Genomic DNA, 20,215 nt, shown 5'->3' on the forward strand with positions numbered 1-20,215 from the left:
CTTACAGCTTCAGCAGGTTCGCGTCGTCGACCGAGGCCGAGCGGCGGGACCGGAAGATCGCCATGATGATCGCGAGGCCGACGACGACCTCCGCGGCGGCGACGGCCATGACGAAGAGGGCGAGGACCTGGCCGTCGAGCGAGCCGTGCATCCGCGCGAACGTCACGAAGACGAGGTTCGCCGCGTTGAGCATGAGCTCGACACCCATGAAGACGATGATCGCGTTGCGTCGGACGAGCACCGCGGCCCCGCCGATCGCGAACAGGATCGTCGCGAGGTAGATGTAGTTGACGAGGTTCATCGCTCGCTCCCCTCGGTGACGTCGCGCTCGATCTCGCGCTCCTCCTCGACCCACAGCTCGGGCGAGACGTTCTGGTCGCGCGCGCTGAGCACGCGGGAGACGGACAGCTCCGACGGGGTGCCGTCGGGCAGGAGGGCCGGGGTGTCGACGGCGTTGTGCCGGGCGTAGACACCGGGCGCCGGCAGGCCGGCGAGGTGCTTGCCTTCGCGGAAGCGCCGCTTGCTCCACTCGCGCTGGTTCGGGCCCTTGCCGAGCCGCTCGCGGTGGGCGAGGACCATCGCCCCGATCGCCGAGACGATGAGCAGGACGCCGATGATCTCGAACACCCAGACGTACCGGCCGAAGATCAGCTCGGCGAGCCCGGTGACGTTGCCGGTCTGGGCGTTGACCTCCTCGAGGCCGACCGCCCCGTCGAACGAGACCCGACCGACCTGTCCGGCGATGACGCCGCCGAGGCCCAGGACGAGGACGAGGGTCGCCGCTCGCTGACCCTTGATCGTCTCGACGAGGCTGTCGCTGGAGTCGACGCCCACGAGCATGAGGACGAAGAGGAAGAGCATCATCACCGCGCCGGTGTAGACGAAGATCTGCACGACGCCGAGGAAGTCGGCGTCCTGGGCGATGTAGATGATGCCGAGGACGATCATCGTGAGGGCGACGCCGAGGGCGGCGTGCACCGCGCGGCGGGCGAAGATCAGCCCGAGGGAGCCCAGGACGGCGATCGGCGCGAGGATCCAGAACATCACCTCCTCACCGGAGCCGGTCACGAGGTCACCTCCGCGTCGTCGCCCGAGGAGGTCCGGGACCGGACGACCTCGCGCTGGTGGTCGGTCGCCTCGGTCACCTTGCCGAGGTAGTAGTCGCGCTCCTCCATGCCGTCGGCCATCGGGAACGGCGGCTGGAGCATCCCCTGCTGGAGCGGGGCGAGCAGCTGGTCCTTGGTGAAGATGAGGTCGGCGCGGTTGTCGTCGGCGAGCTCGTACTCGTTCGTCATCGTGAGCGCCCGGGTGGGGCAGGCCTCGATGCACAGCCCGCAGAAGATGCAGCGCAGGTAGTTGATCTGGTAGACGCGGCCGTACCGCTCACCCGGGGAGAACCGTCCGCGCCCGTCGCCGGAGTCGTCGTTCGTCTCGCCCTCGACGAGGATCGCGTCCGCGGGGCAGGCCCAGGCGCACAGCTCGCAGCCGACGCACTTCTCCAGCCCGTCGGGGTGCCGGTTCAGCTGGTGGCGGCCGTGGAAGCGCGGCTGGGTCGGGTGCCTCTCCTCGGGGTACTCCGCGGTCGCGACCTTGCGGAACATCGTCGCGAACGTGACGCCGAACCCGGCGACGGGGGCGAACAGGTCCGAGAAGAAGCCGGACTTCTTCTGCTCGTCAGACACGAGCGTCCTCCTTGGTGTCGGATCCGGAGGTCAGGGCGGGGGCGTCGGAGCGCTCGCGCAGCCGCTGGCCGGGCAGCGGCGGCACGGGGTGCCCACCGGCGTAGGGGTCGATCTCGTCCGGGGTGTCCGGACGGGCGGCGGCCTCCTTGCGCTCGGCGCGGGCGTCCCACAGCCAGCCGCCGACGAGCGCGAGGACCGCGACGACGCCGACGAGGAGCAGCGAGCTGCCCGGGAAGACGCGGCCCGCGACCTCGACGTCGCCGAGGACGTCGATCCAGCCGTTCTGGCCGGCGCGGAAGAAGGCGACGAGGATGACCCACACGAGCGTCGCGGGGATGAGGAACTTCCAGCCGAAGCGCATGAACTGGTCGTAGCGGACCCGCGGCAGCGAGCCGCGCAGCCACACGAACACGAACATGAACATCCACAGCTTGGCGGTGAACCACAGCAGGCCCCACCAGCCCTCGTTGAACATCCCGTCGTTGATCGCGGCGATCCCGGGGGGCGCGAGCGGCCCGCCGAGGAACATCGTCGTCGCGAGCGCGGAGACGGTGAACATGTTGATGTACTCGCCGAGGAAGAACATCGCGAAACGCATCGAGCCGAACTCGGTGTGGAAACCGCCGGTCAGCTCGCCCTCGCCCTCGGCGAGGTCGAACGGGAGCCGGTTCGTCTCGCCGACCATCGTGATCGTGTAGACGAAGAAGCTGAAGAACGCGGGGACGACGAACCACAGGTCGCGCTGGGCGTCGACGATCTGCGAGGTCGACATCGACCCGGCGTAGAGGAAGACCGCGACGAGCGAGAGGCCCATCGCGATCTCGTAGGAGATCATCTGGGCGGTGCTGCGCAGGCCACCGATGAGCGGGTAGGTCGAGCCCGAGGACCAGCCGGCGAGGACGACGCCGTAGATGCCGATGCCCGCGATGGCGAGGACGACGAGCACGGCGACGGGGGTGTCCGTCAGCTGCAGCGGCGTCGTGTGGCCGAACATCGAGACGGTGCCGCCCATCGGCATGATCGCGAAGGCGACGAAGCTCATCGTCGCGGTGATGATCGGCGCCAGGGTGTAGACGACGACGTCGGCCGCGGCGGGGCGGTTGTCCTCCTTGAGCATGAGCTTCATGCCGTCGGCGAGGGTCTGGAGCAGACCGAACGGGCCGTTCCGGTTCGGGCCGGGACGCTGCTGCATCCGGCCGATGACGCGGCGCTCGAACCAGATGACGAGCAGCGTCGACAGCAGGAGGTAGACGAAGATGACGAGCGCCTTGACGAGCGTGAGCCAGAAGGGCGTGTCACTGAAGTCGGCCGACGGGTTGTCCGCCGCCGGCAGCGCGAGGACGACCTCCGACGCGGTCACGATGCTGCTCATGCCTCACCCTCCTTGGTGACCCGGACGAGCGCACCGGGTGCGCCGGCCAGTGTGGCCCGCAGGTCGCAGCCCTGCGAGTTCGTCGGGAGCCACACGACGTGGTCGGCCATCTCGGTGACGACGACCGGCGCGGTGACGCTCGCCTGGTCCGCCCGCACCGTGATCGGCATCCCGTCGACGACGCCGAGCGCGGCGGCGGTGGTCGCGGAGACCCGGGCGACCGCGGACGGCGCGGTGCCCGCGAGGTAGGGCTCGCCGTCCTGGAGGCTGCCCTTGTCGAGCAGGTGGCGCCAGGTCGCGAGGACGAGGGTGCCCTCGGTGAGCTCCGGGACCTCGCCCGCGGCGACGGTGGGGGCCTCGGGCCGGGCGCCGACCCACGGGCCGAGGGCCGACATCTCGTCGCGCACCTCGCGCAGCGTGCGGGTGCCGAGGAACTCGCCCATCTCGTCGGCGAGCATGTCGAGCGCGCGGTAGTCGCTGACGTACGCGGTGTCGAGGGCGGCCTCGAAGGGACGCAGGCGCCCCTCCCAGTCGACGAACGTGCCGCCCTTCTCGGCGTGCGCCGCGACGGGCAGGACGACGTCGGCGACCTCGGTGACGGCCGAGCGGCGCAGCTCGAGGGAGACGACGAAGGGGGCGGAGAGAGCGGCGGCGGCGTCGGCGATCCCGAGGTCCGCGGGGTCGACCCCACCGACGACGAGGGCGTCGAGGTCGCCGCTCGCGGCACCGGCGACGATGCCGGCGGTGTCGCGGCCGGGGACGTCCGGCAGGCCGACGACCTGCCACGCCTGGGCGACCTGCTCACGGGCGACCGGGTCGGCGGCGGGGCGACCCCCGGGCAGCAGGGTCGGCAGCGCGCCGGCCTCGAGGGCGCCGCGCTCCCCCGCCCGCCGCGGCACCCACGCGAGGCGGGCACCGGTGGACTCGGCGAGGGCGACGGCGGCGCTCAGGCCGCCGGGGACGGTCGCGAGCCGCTCGCCGACGAGGATGACGCCTCCCTCGCGCAGGGCCTCGCCCGCGGCGGTGACGGCGTCGCTGCCGGAGGCGTCGCCGATGGCCCCGAGGACCTCGGGCTCGGTGCCGGGAGCGGTCGGGACGAGCGTGCCGCCCATCTTCGCCAGGCCCCGGGTCGCGACGGCGGACACCCCGAAGACGCGGGTGCGGCTCTTGCGGAACGCCTTGCGCAGGCGCAGGAAGACGATGGGGCTCTCGTCCTCGGGCTCGAAGCCGACGAGGAGCACCGTGCCGGCCTTCTCGAGGTCGGCGTAGGAGACCCCGATGCCCTGGGTGCTCGCCCCGTCGACGCCGTAGCCGACGACGTGCGAGCCGAGGAAGTCTGCCTCCTCGGCCGAGTGCGGGCGGGCCCGGAAGTCGACGTCGTTCGTGCCGAGCACGGTGCGGGCGAACTTGCCGTAGGCGTACGCGTCCTCGGCGCTGACCCGGCCGCCGACGAGGACGCCGGCGCTGCTCGAAGCCTTGAGGCCCTCGGCGGCGCGCTCGAGCGCCTCGCGCCAGGACGCGACCCTCAGCTCGCCGTCCTCGTCGCGGACCATCGGGTACTCGATGCGGTCGCCGGTCTGGGTGTACGTGAAGGCCCAGCGGCCCTTGTCGCAGTTCCACTCCTCGTTGACCGCCGGGTCCGCCTGGGCCATCCGGCGCAGCACGGTGCCGCGGCGGTGGTCGGTGCGCTGGGCGCAGCCGGCGGCGCAGTGCTCGCAGGTGCTCGGGGTCGAGACGAGGTCGAAGGGGCGCGAGCGGAACCGGTACGCGGCACCGGTGAGCGCGCCGACCGGGCAGATCTGGACGGTGTTGCCGGAGAAGTAGGACTCGAACGGCTTCTCCTCGTAGATGCCGACCTGCTGCAGCGCGCCGCGCTCGACGAGGGCGATGAACGGGTCGCCGGCGATCTGGTCGGAGAAGCGGGTGCAGCGGGCGCACAGGACGCAGCGCTCACGATCCAGGAGCACCTGGCTCGAGATGTTGATCGGCTTGGGGTAGGTGCGCTTGACGTCCTCGAAGCGGGAGGTCCCCCGGCCGTTGCTCATCGCCTGGTTCTGCAGCGGGCACTCCCCGCCCTTGTCGCAGACCGGGCAGTCGAGCGGGTGGTTGATGAGCAGCAGCTCCATGACGCCCTTCTGCGCCTTGTCGGCGCCCTCGGACGTGTACTGCGTCTTGACGATCATCCCGGGGGCGACCGTCATCGTGCACGAGGCCTGCGGCTTCATCCGTCCGGGCGGGCCCTGCATCTGCGTCGGCTCGCCCGGGGTGCCGTCGGGACCGGGGCGCCCGGGCATCCAGACCTCGACGAGGCACTGGCGGCACGCGCCGACCGGGTCCAGGCCCGGGTGGTCGCAGAACCGCGGGATGTCGATGCCCGCCTGCTCGGCGGCGCGGATGACGAGGGTGCCCTTGGGGACCGACACCTCCGCGCCGTCGATCGTCAGCGTGACGAGCTCGGCCGGGGCCTGGGTCTCGGGAGTGGCAGTCATGCGGAGACGGTCTCCTTCGCGCCGCCGTCCTTGGCCCACAGCGTCGAGGCGGCCCGGTCGAACGGGCAGCCGCCGTGGGTGAGGTGGGCGACGTACTCGTCGCGGAAGTACTGGATCGAGCTCGTGATCGGGCTCGTCGCCCCGTCACCGAGCGCGCAGAAGCTGCGGCCGAGGATGTTGTCACAGATGTCGAGGAGCTTGTCGAGGTCCTCCTCGTCCCCCTCGCCCTGCTCGAGCCGGCCGAGGATCTGCTTGAGCCACCACGTGCCCTCGCGGCACGGGGTGCACTTGCCGCAGGACTCGTGCTTGTAGAAGTCGGTCCACCGGTCGACGGCGCGCACGACGCACACCGTCTCGTCGAAGACCTGGAGCGCGCGGGTGCCGAGCATCGAGCCGGCCGCGGCGACGGACTCGAAGTCGAGCGGGACGTCGAGGTGCTCGGCGGTGAAGATGGGCGTCGAGGACCCGCCCGGCGTCCAGAACTTCAGCTCCTTGTCGGGGTCGCGCATCCCGCCGGCGAGGTCGACGAGCTCGCGCATCGTGATGCCGAGCGGGGCCTCGAACTGGCCGGGGTTCTTCACGTGCCCGGAGAGGCTGAAGATGCCGAAGCCGGTGGACTTCTCGGTGCCCATGCCGGTGAACCAGTCGACGCCCTCGAGGATGATCCCGGGGATCGACGCGATGGACTCGACGTTGTTCACCGAGGTGGGGCGGGCGTAGAGGCCCGCGGCACCGGGGAACGGCGGCTTGCTGCGGGGCTGGCCGCGCCGGCCCTCGAGGCTGTCGAGGAGCGCGGTCTCCTCGCCGCAGATGTAGGCGCCGGCGCCGGCGTGGACGGTGATGTCGACGCTCACGCCCTTGCCCCCGACGTCGGTGCCGAGCAGGCCCGCCTCGCGGGCCTCCTCGACGGCGCGCAGGAGCCGGCGGTAGACGTGCACGACCTCGCCGCGCAGGTAGACGAAGGCGTGCTCGCAGCCGATGGCGTACGAGGAGATGATGATCCCCTCGATGAGCACGTGCGGGTTCGCCATCATGAGCGGGGTGTCCTTGCAGGTCCCCGGCTCGGACTCGTCGGCGTTGACGACGAGGTAGCGGGGCCCGCCGTCCGGCGGGGCCATGAAGGACCACTTGAGCCCGGTCGGGAACCCGGCGCCGCCGCGGCCGCGCAGCGAGGAGTCCTTGACGGCCGACAGGACGTCACCGGGCTCCATGGCGAGGGCCTTGTCGAGGGCGCGGTAGCCGCCGGCGTCGCGGTAGCTCTTCAGCGTCCACGCCTTCGGGTCGTCCCAGGAGCGGGTGAGGATGGGGGTGAGGGTGCTCGGCATCACTGGCCCTTCCCGTCACGGCGGTTGCGTGCGTCGGTGAAGCCGGCGGCCTCGGCGGCCGCGGCGTCGCGGAACCACACCTCGGGCTTGGTCCGCCCGTAGGAGGGGGACTTCGGGGTGTGGAAGAGCATGGAGCGGGTGTTGCCCTTGACGTCCCAGCCTCGGGGGCCGAGGCCGTCCGCCCCGGGGGCCGCCGAGCCGTCGCCGAATCCGGGGTCCTCGTGGGTGCCCCGGTCGGCGGCCTTGTCGTCGTCGGTCCCGTCGAAGAGGGTCGCGGACGGGGCCGCGTCCTCGCCGGCCGGCACGGAGGCGCTCTGGGCGGAGACGTTGGCGAGCCGGTCCTGGGCCCGCTGCGGGTCGGCCTGCTGGGCCGGGGCGACGTCGACGTTCTCCTTGGCGACCGTCGGGCTCGTCGCGAGGCCGCTGACCCCGTCGCCGGTGGAGACGACCTCGGGCTCCTTCGGGGTGGCCGGGGTCTTGTCGTCGCCGTCGGAGGTCGACTTCTCGCCCGGGGTGTCCTGGGCGTTCTCGTCCGGGTCCGCGGCCGGCTCGACCTTGTCGGCCTGCGCCTCGTCGGAGGCCGGCGTGACCTCGGTCGAGCCCTCGGCCTTGTCGTCGGTGCGGCGGGCCTCGTCGCGGGACGGGCGGGCCGAGTCGCCCTCGGGGGCGGTCCAGCCGTTGCGCTTGGCGATCTCGAGCCCGAGGAGCGAGGCGGGACCGGCGGCCGGGCCCTCGTCGGCGAGGCCGTCGGAGAAGCCCGCGAGGGTGCGGCTCACCTGCTTGAAGGTGCACACCCGGTTCGGGCCGCGGGTGGGCCGCACGTCCTTGCCGGCGCGCAGGTCGTCGACGAGCTCCTTGGTCGACTCCGGCGTCTGGTTGTCGAAGAACTCCCAGTTCGCCATGACGACGGGGGCGTAGTCGCACGCGGCGTTGCACTCGACGCGCTCGAGGGTGACCTTGCCGTCCTCGGTCGTCTCGTCGTGCCCGATCCCGAGGTGCTCGGAGACGGCGTCGAAGATCTCGTCGCCGCCCATGATCGCGCAGAGGGTGTTCGTGCAGACCCCGACGGTGTACTCGCCGTTGGGGTGGCGCTTGTACTGGGTGTAGAACGTCGCGACGCCCGAGACCTCGGCCGTCGTGAGGTCGAGCAGCTCGGCGCACAGGTCGATCCCGCGGCCGGTGACGTACCCGTCGACGGACTGGACGAGGTGGAGCAGCGGCAGCAGCGCCGACCGCTTCTGCGGGTAGCGCGCGATGACCTCGGCGGCGTCGACGCGGAACTGCGCCTCGACCTCCTCGGGGTACCTCTCCTTGCTCTCCTCGGGCACCGTGAGGTGCCCGGACGCGGACTGCAGACCGAAGTCGCCGGCCATCAGCGGTCGACACCTCCCATGACGGGGTCGATGGAGGCCACGGCGACGATGACGTCGGCGACCTGCGATCCCTCGCACATCGCGGCCACGGCCTGGAGGTTGTTGAAGCTCGGGTCGCGGAAGTGCGCCCGGTAGGGGCGGGTGCCGCCGTCGGACACGGCGTGGCAGCCGAGCTCGCCCTTGGCGGACTCGACGGCGACGTACGCCTGCCCCGGCGGGACCCGGAAGCCCTCGGTGACGAGCTTGAAGTGGTGGATGAGCGCCTCCATCGAGGTGCCCATGATCTCGCGGATGTGGTCGAGGCTGTTGCCCTGGCCGTCGCCGCCGATCGCGAGCTGGGCCGGCCAGGCGATCTTCTTGTCGTCGACCATGACGGGCTGGCCCTCGGTGCGCTGCAGCCGGTCGAGGCACTGCTCGACGATGCGCAGCGACTGGTGCATCTCGTCGAGGCGGATCCGCAGCCGGTCGTAGGCGTCGGCGCCGGTGCGGGTGACGACGTCGAAGTCGTAGGTCTCGTAGCCGCAGTACGGCGCGGACTTGCGCAGGTCGTGCGGCAGGCCGGTCGAGCGCAGCACCGGGCCGGTGACGCCGAGGGCGACGCAGCCGGTGAGGTCGAGGTAGCCGACGCCGACGGTGCGGCCCTTGAGGAGCGGGTTCTCGACGAGCAGCTTCTCGAGCTCGCCGATGCCGTGCCGCAGCTCGGAGATCACCCCGCGGACCATGTCGACGGCGCCGTGCGGGACGTCCTGGGCGACGCCACCGGGCCGGATGTACGCGTTGTTCATCCGCAGGCCGGTCACGGCCTCGAACACCCGCAGGATGCGCTCACGCTCGCGGAACCCCACGGTCATGACCGTCGTCGCGCCCATCTCCATGCCGCCGGTGCCGAGGGCGATGAGGTGGGAGCTGATCCGGGTGAGCTCCATCATGAGGACGCGGATGATCGACGCGCGCTCGGGCACCCGGTCGGTGATGCCGAGGAGCCGCTCGATGGCGAGGCAGTACGCCGCCTCCTGGAACATCGGGGTGAGGTAGTCCATCCGGGTGCAGAACGTCACGCCCTGCGTCCACGTGCGGAACTCCATGTTCTTCTCGATGCCCGTGTGGAGGTAGCCGATGCCGGCGCGGGCCTCGGTCACCGTCTCGCCGTCGAGCTCGAGGATGAGCCGGAGCACGCCGTGCGTCGACGGGTGCTGCGGACCCATGTTGACGACGATCCGCTCCTCGTGGAGGGCGGTCGCCTCGTCGACGAGGTCGTTCCAGTCGCCGCCGGAGACCGTGAAGGACGTCGCGCCCTCGGTCTCGTCGTCGACCGCGACGCCGTACGGGTCGGCGCCCGGCAGCGCCGGGTCGAGCCCGGGGCTCGCGTCGGTGTCGTCGTAGATCGTGCCGCTGTCGTGGGTCGTCATCAGCTGTACGCCCTCCGCTCGTCGGGCGGCGGGACGACGCCGCCCTTGTACTCGACGGCGATGCCGCCGAGCGGGTAGTCCTTGCGCTGCGGGTGGCCCGGCCAGTCGTCGGGCATGAGGATGCGGGTCAGCGCGGGGTGACCGTCGAAGACGATCCCGAACATGTCCCAGACCTCGCGCTCGTGCCAGTCGTTCCCGGGCCAGACCTCGACGACCGACGGCACGTGCGGGTCGGCCTCGGGGCAGGTGACCTCGAGCCGGATCCGGCGGCTGCCGTGGGTGATCGACAGCAGCGGGTAGACCGCGTGCAGCTCGCGGCCCTCCTCGCCGGGGTAGTGGGTGCCCGAGACGCCCATGCACATCTCGAAGCGCAGGGCCGGGTCGTCCCGCAGCACCCGCGCCACCGCGAGGAGGTGCTCGCGGTGGACGAAGAGGGTCATCTCGCCGCGGTCGACGACGACCTTCTCGACGGCCCGCTCGTAGAGGTCGCCGTCGAGGGCGGTCCCGAGGAGGTCGGCGACCTCGTCGAAGTACGAGCCGTAGGGTCGCTCGCTGGCGCCGGGGAGCAGCGTGGGCGTGACGAGCCCGCCGTAGCCGGAGGTGTCCTGGCCGCGGGTGGCACCGAACATGCCCCGCCGCTCGCCGATCTTCACCGGCTCGCGGTCCTCGTCGGAGAGCTCCGCGACCCGGCCGCCGCCGGTGTGCTGGCTCGCCGAGACGGCCCGGGGGTCGTCGTCGGTGCGGGTGGCCGCCGAGTCGGTCGCCTTGTCCGGGACCGGCGCGCCCTCGCCGCTCTTGAGGGCCTTGCCGTCGGTCTGCTCGCCCGTGGTCTCGTCGGTGGTGTCGTCGCTCATGCCAGCAGGTTCTTCCCGGCCGGGGCCTCGATGTGCGCGAAGTGGTCGTGCGTGGGGGCCATCTGCGAGGTCGGCGTCGCCTTGAGCGCGGCCGCCTCGGCGGCGCGGGCGGCGGCGATGCGGTTGACGCCGAGCTTGCTGTTCTGGATCTGGTCGTGCAGCTCGATGATCGAGTTGAGCAGCATCTCGGGCCGCGGCGGACAGCCCGGCAGGTAGATGTCGACCGGGATGATGTGGTCGACGCCCTGGACGATCGCGTAGTTGTTGAACATCCCGCCCGAGCTCGCGCAGACGCCCATCGAGATGACCCACTTCGGGTTCGGCATCTGGTCGTAGACCTGGCGCACGACCGGGGCCATCTTCTGGCTCACCCGTCCGGCGACGATCATGAGGTCGGCCTGGCGCGGGGTGGCCGCGAAGCGCTCCATCCCGAAGCGGGCGATGTCGTAGTCGGGGGTGCCGACGGCCATCATCTCGATGGCGCAGCAGGCGAGCCCGAACGTCGCGGGCCAGATCGACGCCTTGCGCATGTAGCCGGCGACGTCCTCGAGCGTCGTCAGGACGAACCCCGCGGGCAGCTTCTCCTCGAGTCCCATCACGCCTCCTCAGCGGTGTGGACGGATGTGCGGTCGGTGCTCAGTCCCATTCGAGACCGCCTCGCTTCCAGACGTAGGCGTCCGCGATGAAGAACGCGTTGAGCAGGAACACCACCATCGCACCGAGCGCCCACAGCGAGAGCTGGTCGAAGGCCACCGCGAACGGGTAGAGGAAGAGCGCCTCGACGTCGAAGATGATGAAGAGCATGCCGGTGAGGAAGTACTTGACCGGGACGCGGCCGCCGCCCTGGGCACGCGGCGTCGGCTGGATGCCGCACTCGTAGGCCTCGAACTTCGCCCGGTTGTAGCGCTTGGGCCCGACGACCAGGCTCGTCCCGACCGACAGCACCGCGAACCCGGCACCGAGCACGAGGAGGACCAGGAGGGGGACGTAGGGGTTGTTCATCGCAGAACTGCCCTTTCGCTGCTCGAGTGCGTCGGGTCGGCACGGAACGCGGGGTCCGCGGGATCCCGGCCCATCCTAGAGGTCGTGACGTACGTCGCATCCAGGGGCGAGGTCGCCCCCGTCGCGGCGCGCCGGGGCGCGCGGGCTGTGTCGGTCACCAGGTCCTCTACGGCTTGTGAACGTCTTCACGAACGGGGCGAGTCTAGGACCCGCCCGTGCGGCGTCGCACTGAGGTATGCCTAACCCTCGACGGGTGCCCCGACGTGCGGCTTCGTCGCCCGGTGCAGCGCGACGACCCCGCCGGTGAGGTCGCGCCACTGGACACCCGTCCAGCCTGCCGACGACACCCGCTCCCCGAGGCCCCGCTGGTCCGGCCAGGCCCGGATCGACTCGGCGAGGTAGACGTAGGAGTCGGGGTTGCTGCTCACCCGGCGGGCGATCCCGGGCAGCGAACGCATCAGGTAGTTCTCGTACACCGTGCGGAAGGCGCCGTTCGTCGGGGTGCTGAACTCGCAGACGACGAGGCGTCCACCCGGGCGGGTCACCCGCAGGAACTCGCGCAGGGCGGCGTCGACGTCGGCGACGTTGCGCAGGCCGAAGCTCATCGTGACGACGTCGAAGGAGTCGTCGGCGAACGGCAGCCGCATCGCGTCGGCGGCGGTGAACGGCAGGTCGCTGCGGCGGCGACGCCCGACGTGGAGCATCCCGAGCGAGAAGTCGGCGGGCACGACGTCGACGCCGGAGTCGGCGAAGGGCTCGCTGCTCGTCCCCGTCCCCGCGGCGATGTCGAGGACCCGCTGGCCCGGCTCCGCGGCGCACGCGGAGACGACGGCCCGGCGCCACAGCCGGTCCTGCCCGAGGCTCAGCACGTCGTTCGTCACGTCGTAGCGCTGGGCGACGTCGTCGAACATCGCGGCGACGTCGCGGGGGTCCTTCTCGAGGGAGGCGCGGGACATGGGCTCATCCTCGCACCCGTATCCTGACGGGCGATGACCACGCTGCCCGCGGGCCGGTCCGGGCGACCGGACCCCGGCCCCGCTCTCGTCGCCCGCACCGTGCCGCTCGACCCGGCGCTCGCCGACGACCTCCTCGCCCTGCTCCCGCCGGGCGACGCCGACGTCCCGTGCTCGTGGGTCCGCCGCGGCGAGGGGCTCGTCGGCTGGGGCCGCGCCGCCGCGCGTACCGCCCACGGCGCGCAGCGGTTCGCCGACCTCGAGAGCTGGTGGCTTGGGCTCGTCGGGTCGGCCGTCGTGCGTGACGAGGTCGACCTGCCCGGCACCGGTCCCATCGCCTTCGGGTCGGTGTCCTACGCGGACGACTCGGCGGCCGGCGGCACCCTCGTCGTGCCCGAGGTCGTCGTCGGGCGGCGTGGGGACCGGGCCTGGCTCACGACGGCCCGGGCCGACGCCGCGGTCTCCGGGGTGCCGGGTCCCGCCGAGGTCCGCGTCCACCCCTCCCCCGCGCGTCCCGAGGACGTCGCGTTCGCCGACGGCGGCCTCCCCCCGACGGAGTGGGCCGCCGCGGTCGCCGAGGCGGTCACCCGGATCACCGGCGGCGCGCTCGACAAGGTCGTCCTCGCCCGCGACCTCGAGGTGTCGACGAGCGCCCCGGTCGACGTCCGGTGGCTGCTGTACCGGCTACGCGAGCGGTACGACACGACGTGGGTGTTCGCCGTCGACGGGCTCGTCGGCGCGACCCCGGAGCTGCTCGTGCGCCGCGAGAAGGGGCTCGTCACCTCCCGGGTGCTCGCCGGGACGATCCGCCCGAGCGGCGACGACGAGCGGGACATGGCCCTCGCGGCCTCGCTCGCCCGCTCGAGCAAGGACCTCGAGGAGCACGAGTACGCCGTGCGCTCGGTGGCCGACGCCCTCGCCCCGCACTGCTCGTCGATGAACGTGCCGGAGTCCCCGTTCGTCCTCCACCTGTCCAACGTCATGCACCTCGCCTCGGACGTCACCGGGGTCCTCGACGACGCGACGTCGTCGCTGACCCTCGCGGCGGCCCTGCACCCGTCGGCCGCCGTGTGCGGCACCCCCCGGGAGACGGCCGACGCCGTCATCGCCGAGCTCGAGCGGATGGACCGGGGCCGCTACGCCGGGCCGGTCGGGTGGATCGACGCCGACGGCGACGGCGAGTGGGGGATCGCCCTGCGCAGCGGCGTCGTCGACCGCGAGGACCCGAGCCGGATGCGGATCTTCGCCGGCTGCGGGATCGTCGCCGGGTCCGACCCCGTCGACGAGCTCGCGGAGTCCTCGGCCAAGCTCGTCCCGATGCGGGACGCGCTGACCGCCGACCCGTTGCCCCCGGACGGCCTGCTCAGCTGAACGGCGGGCGGGCGTCGAGCCCGATCGACCGGCGCCCGGCCCAGCGCCACGTGCGCGCCGCCGCGTCCCGGTCCTCCTCGGTGACGAGGTTGCCCATCCAGCGCAGCGCGAGCGTCATGAGCCACTCGCTGCGCATCCCGACCGGGCCGAGCGCGGTGAGCGTCCGCGGCACCGTGAACACCGCGGCGAGGCGGCGGGCGACGGAGAACGCCTCGCCGTAGTGCGAGCGCAGCAGCGCCGGCCACGCCTGCGCGAGGTCGTCGTCGAGGTGGTCGGCCACGAGCCGCCCGGTCTCGAGGCCGTAGTCGATGCCCTCGCCGTTGAGCGGGTTGACGCACGCCGCGGCGTCCCCGACGAGCGCCCAGTTCGTCCCGGCGACGCCGCTCACGGCCCCGCCCATCGGCAGGAGGGCGCTCGTCGGCGTCCGCCCCGGGCCGTCGAGCCGGAACTCCTCGCGGCGCTCCTGCACGTAGTGCCGCATGAGCGGCTTGATCGCGACCGCGGCGGGGCGCCGGGTCGTCGCGAGCGTCCCGACGCCGACGTTCACCTGACCGCCGCCGAGCGGGAAGATCCACCCGTAGCCGGGCAGCGCCTCCCCCGACTCGCCGCGCAGCTCCAGGTGGCTGCTGATCCACGGGTCCTCGGAGCGCTCGGAGTCGACGTAGCAGCGGCCCGCGACGGCGTAGACGGTGTCCTGGTGCCACCGCCGGCCGAGGACCTTGCCGAGCCCGGACCGGACCCCGTCGGCGACGACGAGCCGCTCGCACGCGATCTCGAAGGACTCCTCCCCCCGGCGGAAGGTCACCGACCGCACCCGGCCGCCCTCGACGGTCGCGTCGACGGCCTTGGCCCCCTCGACCCCGGTGGCGCCGTCGTCGAGGGCGACCTGACGGATCCGGGCGTCGAGCTCGGAGCGTGGCACGGCCGAGCCGTGGTCGGGCAGCCGCCCGCCCGGCCAGTGCAGGTGGAGGGTCTGGCCGAAGCCGTGGGCCCGTAGCCCCTGGTTCATCGGGTGCTCGCGCAGCCAGTCCCCGAGCCCGAGGAGGTCGAGCTCGGCGACGGCGCGGGGGGTGAGGCCGTCCCCGCACGTCTTGTCCCGGGGGAAGGTCGCCGCGTCGGCGAGGACGACGTCGCGCCCGGAGCGGGCGGCCCAGGCGGCGGCCGCGGCGCCGGCGGGGCCGGCGCCGACGACGAGGACGTCGGTACGGGTGGGGGTCTCGCTCACGGCGTGATTCTCGCAAGGCGCCGCGGCCCCGCCCAACTCGGCCGTCGAACCCCGGTCAGCCCTCGAGGGCGGTGAGGGCACGGGCCGCGACCTCGCGCAGGCGCTCGTGGGTGCCGCGGTGGGTCGTGCGGTCGACGCCGACCCGGACGACCCGCAGACCGTCCGGCCGCTCGCCGAGGAGGCGGGTGAGGTCGTCGGCGGTCCCGGCCTCGTCGTACCGGACGCCGTGGGCCCGGCAGAGGGCGTCGAGGTCGGTGCCCGTCGGCGTGGCGAAGACCCGCTCGAAGGGGCCGGCATGGTCCGGGGCCCCGGGTTCGAGGGTGCTGAAGATGCCGCCCCCGTCGTCGTCGGCGACGACGACCGTGAGGTCGGGCACCGGCTCGTGCGGGCCGACGGCCAGGCCGTTGGCGTCGTGGAGGAGCGTGAGGTCGCCGAGCAGGGCGTACGTCGGGGCGTCCACGGCGAGGGCGACGCCCGCGGCGGTGGAGACGAGACCGTCGATGCCCGCGAGACCCCGGTTGGCGACGACCCGCATGGCCGCCGGGCCGGCGACGCCGAGGTCGAGGTCGCGGACGGGGTTGGACGAGCCGACGACGAGCGTCGCCCCCTCGGGGAGGGCGGCGGCCACGGCCCGGGCGACGGCAGGGCCCGTGGGCCAGGGCGGCGGGTCGGCCGCCACCGCGTCGGCGACGGCCCGCCCCGCGTCGGCCCAGGCGAGGGCGAAGGGCGCCCGGTCGTCGTCGCCGGCGGGTGGGACGGACACCTCGGCGACCTCGTCGGGGGTGTCGGCGGCGAGCACCGTCCACGGGTGGACCCGCGAGACGACGTGCGACGGGTCGGCCCACTCGGGGTCGCCGGGTACGGCCTCGACGACGAGGCCGGGGCGGCGCAGCAGGGCGCCGACCGCCCGGGAGAGGGTCGGGCGGCCGACGAGGACGACCCGGTCGGGGGCATGGGCGTCGACCCAGTCGGTGGCGGTGAGCAGGAGCGAGCCGTGGGGGACGGCGGCCTCGCGCACCGCGCCGGGGCCGAACGGCTCGGCGACGACGGGGTGCCCGCGACGGGCCGCCCACGTGACGGCGTCCGTCGCGTCGACGCCCGGGGGGAGGTCGCCCACGAGGACGAGGGTGCGCGCGACCCGGTCGAGCGGACGGGAGGCGGGGCGGCGGGTGTGCTCGGCGACGGTGACCCAGGACACGCCCGCGGCACGGCCGGCCAGGTCCTCGGGCAGACCGGAGTCGTCGACCTCCACACCCTCGTCGGCGCGACCCGGGACGAGGGGGTCGCGGAACCCCACGTCGAGATGGACGGGTCCGGCGGCGGTGCCCGTGGCCCCGGTCGCGGCGACGAGGGCGCGGCACACGGTCGAGCGCAGCCACGCGGCGCGTGCGCGGTCGGGCGCGACGTCCGGTGCCGGGAGGTCGGCGTCGAGGCGGGTGGCCCCGGCGAAGAGGCCGGGCTGGCGGGTCGTCTGGTTCGCCCCGGTCCCGCGCAGCTCGTGCGGCCGGTCGGCGGACAGGACGACGAGCGGCACCCGGCCGTGATGGGCCTCGAGGACGGCCGGGTGCAGGTTCGCGACGGCCGTCCCGGAGGTCGTGACGACGACGACCGGGGCCCCGCTCCCGCGGGCCAGCCCGAGGGCGAGGAACGCGGCGGACCGCTCGTCGACGCGGACGTGGAGCCGGAGCCGTCCGGCGGCCTCCGCGGCGTGGGCGGCGTAGGCGAGCGGGGCCGAGCGGGAGCCGGGCGCGAGGACGACCTCGCGGACCCCGCCGCGGACGAGCTCGTCGAGCAGGACGCGGGCGAGGGCCGTGGACGGGGTCACGGGCGGCGATTCTGCCAGCCCGTGGCGTCGTCCACGGCCCCCACGGACCGGGTCAGGGCAGCCCGACGAGCCGGCGCAGGTCGGTGACGACCTCCGGGCCGAGGGACGCCGTGCCGCCCGCCATCGTCACGTCGTCGGCGGCGAGCCGGATCACCTGCTGCCCGGTCGACCTCGGCACGCCGCCGGAGCGGGACAGCAGGAGCGGCTCGCCCTGCGCGCCGGCCGCCGCGCCGAGCGTCAGGCCGTCGGGGAAGGTCTGCCCCGAGGCGATCGCCACGTCCGAGGTCTCCCAGAACTCCCGGGCCACCTCGCGCGCCACGGCGTAGCGGTCCGGCCCGCTGAGCCGCGTCCGCGGGGCTCCCGCGAACGGCCGGATGGCGTTCGACGTGGCGTTCGAGATCGTGGCCGTCCCGCCGAGCACGTAGATCCGCTTCGGCTGCAGCACACGGAGCGTCTCGGCGGTCACCGGCGGCAGGGAGTTCCTCCGCACGAGCAGGAGGGGGGCACCGTTCACGGCAGCCGCCGGACCGGCCGCCAGCGCGTCCGGGAAGGTCTCCCCGGAGGCGATGAACACGGCGTCGACGCCACGCTCGTAGCGTCGGTTGGCGATCCGCGCCGCGACCGTGTAGCGGTCGGCCCCACCGACGCGCTCGACGGTGCCGGCGAGGTCCCGCAGCTCCTCGAGGACCTCGTCGGAGACGGAGGCGCTGCCGCCGAGCACGGTGATCCGCTCGGGCGAGAGCCGCTCGAGCTCCGTGCGCGTGCTGTCCGGCAGCTCACCGGGACGGGTGAGCAGGACGGGAGCGTCCTCACGTCCGCCGAGGGCGCTGCCGGCGAGGGCGTCCGGGAAGCGCGCACCGGTGGCGACGATGACCTCATCAGCACCCGAGGGATGGGCGTCGGCACTGACCGCGGCGGCGACCTCGTAGCGGTCGGCACCGGCGACCCGGGAGACGGTGGGCCGCGACGGGGCGACCCGCAGCACCTGGTCGGGTCCGTTGGAGGTCGTGAGGTAGAGGGAGCCCCCCGGCCCCGGGACCGAGCCCCGGAGCCGGTCGTGCTCCTGCGACCAGAGCCTCTGAGGGTCGCCGAGCGACCCGTCGGCGCCGACGTCGAACCGCAGCACGGTCTCGCCCTTGTCGACCGCGAGGGCACTCACGAAGAGGTCACCCTCCCAGTCGCCCCACTGGTCACCGCGGGCGAAGGAGCCGCCGGACGTGCCCACGGTCGTCGGGCCCGATCCCCAGGCCGCGGCGACGAAGTCGTCGGGGTCGAGGTCCGCACCCTCCTCGGTGCACCCGTCCACGTCCGGGCGGTAGGGGTCGTTGTCCTCCCCGGTGACGCACGGCCAGCCGTAGTTGGCGCCCGGGACGAGGAGGTTGACCTCGTCGTCGTTGCTGGGGCCGTGCTCGACGGAGTACACGCGCCCCGTCCCGGGCTCGAAGGCGATGCCCTGCGGGTTGCGGTGGCCCATCGTGTAGACCTGGTCGACCGAGCCGACGCCGTTCTCGTCCTCGATCACGGGGTTGAGCGGGTTGCCCCGCGCGTCGGTGGGGACCTCGCCGTCCCTCGTGACACGCAGGATCTTGCCGTTCAGGCTGTGCCGGTCCTGCGGGGCCGCGAGGTCGCGTGCGTCTCCCATCGAGACCCAGAGCAGCCCCGACTCGTCCATCTGGACGGCACATCCGTTGTGGCTGCCGACGGCCGCCATGTCGCCGAGGATGACTCGCGGGGCGGACCAGCGCTGCGAACCGACGGTGTAGCGCAGCACCTCGTTGACGGCCCCTCCGCTGCCGGGGTAGGACCGCGTGGCGCAGACGTAGACGTGGCGGTTCTCCGCGAAGTCGACGTCGACGGCGAGGCCCATGAGCCCGCCCTCGCCGTTCGGGTCCATGTCGGGGACCGTGACGGTTCCGGTCCGAGCGGCGCCCGGGACCCCGCTCTCGAAGATCCGGATGCGGCCGACCCGTTCCGTGACGAGCATCCGGCCGTCGGGGAGGAAGTCGACGTCCCACGGCACGTTGACACCGTCGACGACCTCCTCGGTGTCCCGCGGGAGCGGCGGCGCGGCGGTGGCGGCGCCCGGCGCGGTCGCGGCGAGCGGCACGGCGAGCGCCAGGGCGGCAAGGAGTGCGGCGGTCCGTCGGATGCGGGTACGGGTCGACATGTGGGTCCCCTCGAGATGTCGGTGCGCCAGCACCATAAGTCACATCCGTCCCTCCGTCCCCGTGGACGCGACGACGCGTCTCACCTGCGTCTCAGTGACCGAGCGCACCGGCCGGTGGAGGAAGGCCGCGACGCCGACCTCCCAGGCGTCGAGCCCGGACACCGTGCCCCGAGGTGCCCCCTCCGCGGCCCGGACCGTCGCCTCGTACCCCTCGCGGGCGTGGCGTCCAGCGTCGACGGCGGGCCCGGATCCCACCCTGAGCGTCCGCCACGTGTCCCGGGCCGGGTTCGGGGTGAGGTCGAGCGTCGGCACCGGGTCGTCCGCGTGCTCGACGGAGAGGACGTCGACGCTCGGCGGTACCGGGAACAGCCCGACGGGGGCCCCGGTCGTGACGACGTGGGTCGTGCGGAAGCGCCGGCGGAAGGCCGGGTCCGCGGCGAGCGCGGCCGCGTGGATGCCCCCCTGGCTGTGCCCGACGAGCAGGACGGGGTCCTGCCTGCCCTCGGCGCCCCGGCCGGCGTCCCGCTGCGCCCTCGCGAGCGCCGCGGTCACCCCGGCCGCGGCCACCGTGGCGTCGCCCGTGACCGCCCGCACGTCCGCCGTGAGGTCGAAGGGGTTGCCCCCCGCCGTGGGCGACCACTCCTGGGTCCCCGGGACGGCGACGACCCAGGCCGACCCGCCGTCCGGTCGCTCGAGCTCCACCACCCGCACCCGCCCGCCGTCGAGGTCCGCCCCCAGCGCGACGAGGTCGCCGGCGCCCGTGACCGGTCGGGGGTCCCACCGGGGCGGGACGGGGTCGAGCCCCGGGCCTGCGGTCCCGTCGACGAGCCAGCCGAGGGTACCGGCGCGGTCGGCCGCCGCCCCGACCGAGCGCAGCAACGACGCGACCGCCCGCTCGACCTCCTCGTAGGCGCGGGCGGCGGCGCGCAGCCGGGCGGCGAGGGCCTCGACGGACAGCGCCTCCCCCCACAGGCCCGCCGGGCCCGCCAGCCAGGTGAGCCGGGCGCGCAGGTCGGGCGCGAGACCTGGCCCGCGGACCGCCGACGCGGCGAGCACGGCCGCCTCGTCCCGGACGGCCTCGGCACACCCGTCGAGCCGGGCGGCGACGCCGAGGAGCGCCGACGACCGCACGTCGACGCGCGTCACCGGAGCACCGCCTCGCCGCGAC

General features: G+C 73.6%; 17 protein-coding genes and 1 pseudogene. 1 reads left to right on the plus strand and 17 read right to left on the minus strand.

Features of this window, described 5'->3' with window-relative positions; translation table 11 throughout:
• Window position 1: 1 nt before the first annotated feature.
• The 13 genes and pseudogenes from nuoK to KC207_RS08230 form a co-directional block, all read right to left on the minus strand.
• Window positions 2-301, minus strand: a complete 300-nt coding sequence (gene nuoK, locus KC207_RS08175) for an NADH-quinone oxidoreductase subunit NuoK (RefSeq protein ID WP_211602504.1) — start codon at window positions 299-301, stop codon at window positions 2-4.
• Window positions 298-1,068 (minus strand): NADH-quinone oxidoreductase subunit J, encoded by a 771-nt coding sequence (locus tag KC207_RS08180; protein ID WP_211602505.1) that lies wholly within the window; start codon window positions 1,066-1,068, stop codon window positions 298-300. The genes nuoK and KC207_RS08180 overlap by 4 nt, the downstream gene beginning before the upstream one ends.
• Complete coding sequence (nuoI, locus tag KC207_RS08185) at window positions 1,065-1,682, minus strand: NADH-quinone oxidoreductase subunit NuoI (protein WP_211602506.1); 618 nt, start codon at window positions 1,680-1,682, stop codon at window positions 1,065-1,067. The genes KC207_RS08180 and nuoI overlap by 4 nt, the downstream gene beginning before the upstream one ends.
• Complete coding sequence (nuoH, locus tag KC207_RS08190; RefSeq protein WP_211602507.1) at window positions 1,675-3,054, minus strand: NADH-quinone oxidoreductase subunit NuoH; 1,380 nt, start codon at window positions 3,052-3,054, stop codon at window positions 1,675-1,677. The genes nuoI and nuoH overlap by 8 nt, the downstream gene beginning before the upstream one ends.
• Entirely contained in the window at window positions 3,051-5,543 is a 2,493-nt protein-coding gene (locus tag KC207_RS08195; RefSeq protein WP_211602508.1) for an NADH-quinone oxidoreductase subunit G, read from the minus strand. Before KC207_RS08195 ends, nuoH begins: the two co-directional genes overlap by 4 nt.
• Window positions 5,540-6,868 (minus strand): NADH-quinone oxidoreductase subunit NuoF, encoded by a 1,329-nt coding sequence (nuoF, locus tag KC207_RS08200; RefSeq protein ID WP_211602509.1) that lies wholly within the window; start codon window positions 6,866-6,868, stop codon window positions 5,540-5,542. Before nuoF ends, KC207_RS08195 begins: the two co-directional genes overlap by 4 nt.
• Window positions 6,868-7,173: a sunset domain-containing protein gene (locus KC207_RS17135; protein WP_437179130.1), complete on the minus strand. Its 306-nt coding sequence runs from the start codon at window positions 7,171-7,173 to the stop codon at window positions 6,868-6,870. The genes nuoF and KC207_RS17135 overlap by 1 nt, the downstream gene beginning before the upstream one ends.
• A 198-nt stretch (window positions 7,174-7,371) precedes the next feature.
• Window positions 7,372-8,241 (minus strand): annotated as a pseudogene (nuoE, locus tag KC207_RS17140) (NADH-quinone oxidoreductase subunit NuoE); the annotation flags it as partial.
• A complete protein-coding gene (locus tag KC207_RS08210) occupies window positions 8,241-9,650 on the minus strand; it encodes an NADH-quinone oxidoreductase subunit D (protein WP_211602510.1) in 1,410 nt (469 codons plus the stop codon). The gene KC207_RS08210 and the pseudogene nuoE, both read right to left, overlap by 1 nt.
• A complete protein-coding gene (locus KC207_RS08215) occupies window positions 9,650-10,504 on the minus strand; it encodes an NADH-quinone oxidoreductase subunit C (RefSeq protein WP_211602511.1) in 855 nt (284 codons plus the stop codon). Before KC207_RS08215 ends, KC207_RS08210 begins: the two co-directional genes overlap by 1 nt.
• Window positions 10,501-11,100: a NuoB/complex I 20 kDa subunit family protein gene (locus KC207_RS08220; protein WP_211602512.1), complete on the minus strand. Its 600-nt coding sequence runs from the start codon at window positions 11,098-11,100 to the stop codon at window positions 10,501-10,503. Before KC207_RS08220 ends, KC207_RS08215 begins: the two co-directional genes overlap by 4 nt.
• Before the next feature lie 40 nt (window positions 11,101-11,140).
• Window positions 11,141-11,506, minus strand: coding sequence for an NADH-quinone oxidoreductase subunit A (locus KC207_RS08225; protein WP_211602513.1), 366 nt, complete (start codon window positions 11,504-11,506; stop codon window positions 11,141-11,143).
• Between the two features lie 239 nt (window positions 11,507-11,745).
• On the minus strand, window positions 11,746-12,462 hold the full coding sequence (locus KC207_RS08230; protein ID WP_211602514.1) for a demethylmenaquinone methyltransferase: 717 nt from the start codon (window positions 12,460-12,462) through the stop codon (window positions 11,746-11,748).
• A 33-nt stretch (window positions 12,463-12,495) separates the two neighbouring features.
• Between KC207_RS08230 and KC207_RS08235 the strand changes: the two genes are divergently transcribed.
• Window positions 12,496-13,830: an isochorismate synthase gene (locus KC207_RS08235; protein ID WP_211602515.1), complete on the plus strand. Its 1,335-nt coding sequence runs from the start codon at window positions 12,496-12,498 to the stop codon at window positions 13,828-13,830.
• Here KC207_RS08235 and KC207_RS08240 read toward each other — a convergent pair.
• From KC207_RS08240 to KC207_RS08255, 4 genes are read right to left on the minus strand one after another with little or no spacing between them, the layout of a single operon-like run.
• Window positions 13,823-15,055 carry a geranylgeranyl reductase family protein gene (locus KC207_RS08240; protein WP_211602516.1) on the minus strand — a complete coding sequence of 411 codons (1,233 nt, stop codon included), beginning with the start codon at window positions 15,053-15,055 and terminating at the stop codon, window positions 13,823-13,825. The genes KC207_RS08235 and KC207_RS08240 overlap by 8 nt on opposite strands.
• 55 nt (window positions 15,056-15,110) lie before the next feature.
• Window positions 15,111-16,880, minus strand: a complete 1,770-nt coding sequence (menD, locus tag KC207_RS08245; RefSeq protein WP_211602517.1) for a 2-succinyl-5-enolpyruvyl-6-hydroxy-3-cyclohexene-1-carboxylic-acid synthase — start codon at window positions 16,878-16,880, stop codon at window positions 15,111-15,113.
• A 52-nt stretch (window positions 16,881-16,932) separates the two neighbouring features.
• On the minus strand, window positions 16,933-19,047 hold the full coding sequence (locus tag KC207_RS08250; protein WP_211602518.1) for a PQQ-dependent sugar dehydrogenase: 2,115 nt from the start codon (window positions 19,045-19,047) through the stop codon (window positions 16,933-16,935).
• A 39-nt stretch (window positions 19,048-19,086) separates the two neighbouring features.
• The gene (locus tag KC207_RS08255; protein WP_211602519.1) at window positions 19,087-20,193 is read right to left on the minus strand and encodes a hypothetical protein; all 1,107 of its coding nucleotides are present in this window, start codon (window positions 20,191-20,193) and stop codon (window positions 19,087-19,089) included.
• Window positions 20,194-20,215 lie beyond the last annotated feature (22 nt).

Source organism: Phycicoccus avicenniae, from assembly GCF_018139485.1.
Classification (GTDB): Bacteria; Actinomycetota; Actinomycetes; order Actinomycetales; family Dermatophilaceae; genus Phycicoccus; species Phycicoccus avicenniae.

Excerpts from the sequence above, each read along its gene's own strand:
- nuoK (WP_211602504.1), bottom strand. The coding sequence starts at position 301 with ATGAACCTCGTCAACTACATCTACCTCGCGACGATCCTGTTCGCGATC.
- nuoH (WP_211602507.1), bottom strand. The coding sequence starts at position 3,054 with ATGAGCAGCATCGTGACCGCGTCGGAGGTCGTCCTCGCGCTGCCGGCG.
- KC207_RS08195 (WP_211602508.1), bottom strand. The coding sequence starts at position 5,543 with ATGACTGCCACTCCCGAGACCCAGGCCCCGGCCGAGCTCGTCACGCTG.
- nuoF (WP_211602509.1), bottom strand. The coding sequence starts at position 6,868 with ATGCCGAGCACCCTCACCCCCATCCTCACCCGCTCCTGGGACGACCCG.
- KC207_RS08210 (WP_211602510.1), bottom strand. The coding sequence starts at position 9,650 with ATGACGACCCACGACAGCGGCACGATCTACGACGACACCGACGCGAGC.
- KC207_RS08215 (WP_211602511.1), bottom strand. The coding sequence starts at position 10,504 with ATGAGCGACGACACCACCGACGAGACCACGGGCGAGCAGACCGACGGC.
- KC207_RS08220 (WP_211602512.1), bottom strand. The coding sequence starts at position 11,100 with ATGGGACTCGAGGAGAAGCTGCCCGCGGGGTTCGTCCTGACGACGCTC.
- KC207_RS08225 (WP_211602513.1), bottom strand. The coding sequence starts at position 11,506 with ATGAACAACCCCTACGTCCCCCTCCTGGTCCTCCTCGTGCTCGGTGCC.
- KC207_RS08230 (WP_211602514.1), bottom strand. The coding sequence starts at position 12,462 with ATGTCCCGCGCCTCCCTCGAGAAGGACCCCCGCGACGTCGCCGCGATG.
- KC207_RS08235 (WP_211602515.1), top strand. The coding sequence starts at position 12,496 with ATGACCACGCTGCCCGCGGGCCGGTCCGGGCGACCGGACCCCGGCCCC.
- KC207_RS08250 (WP_211602518.1), bottom strand. The coding sequence starts at position 19,047 with ATGTCGACCCGTACCCGCATCCGACGGACCGCCGCACTCCTTGCCGCC.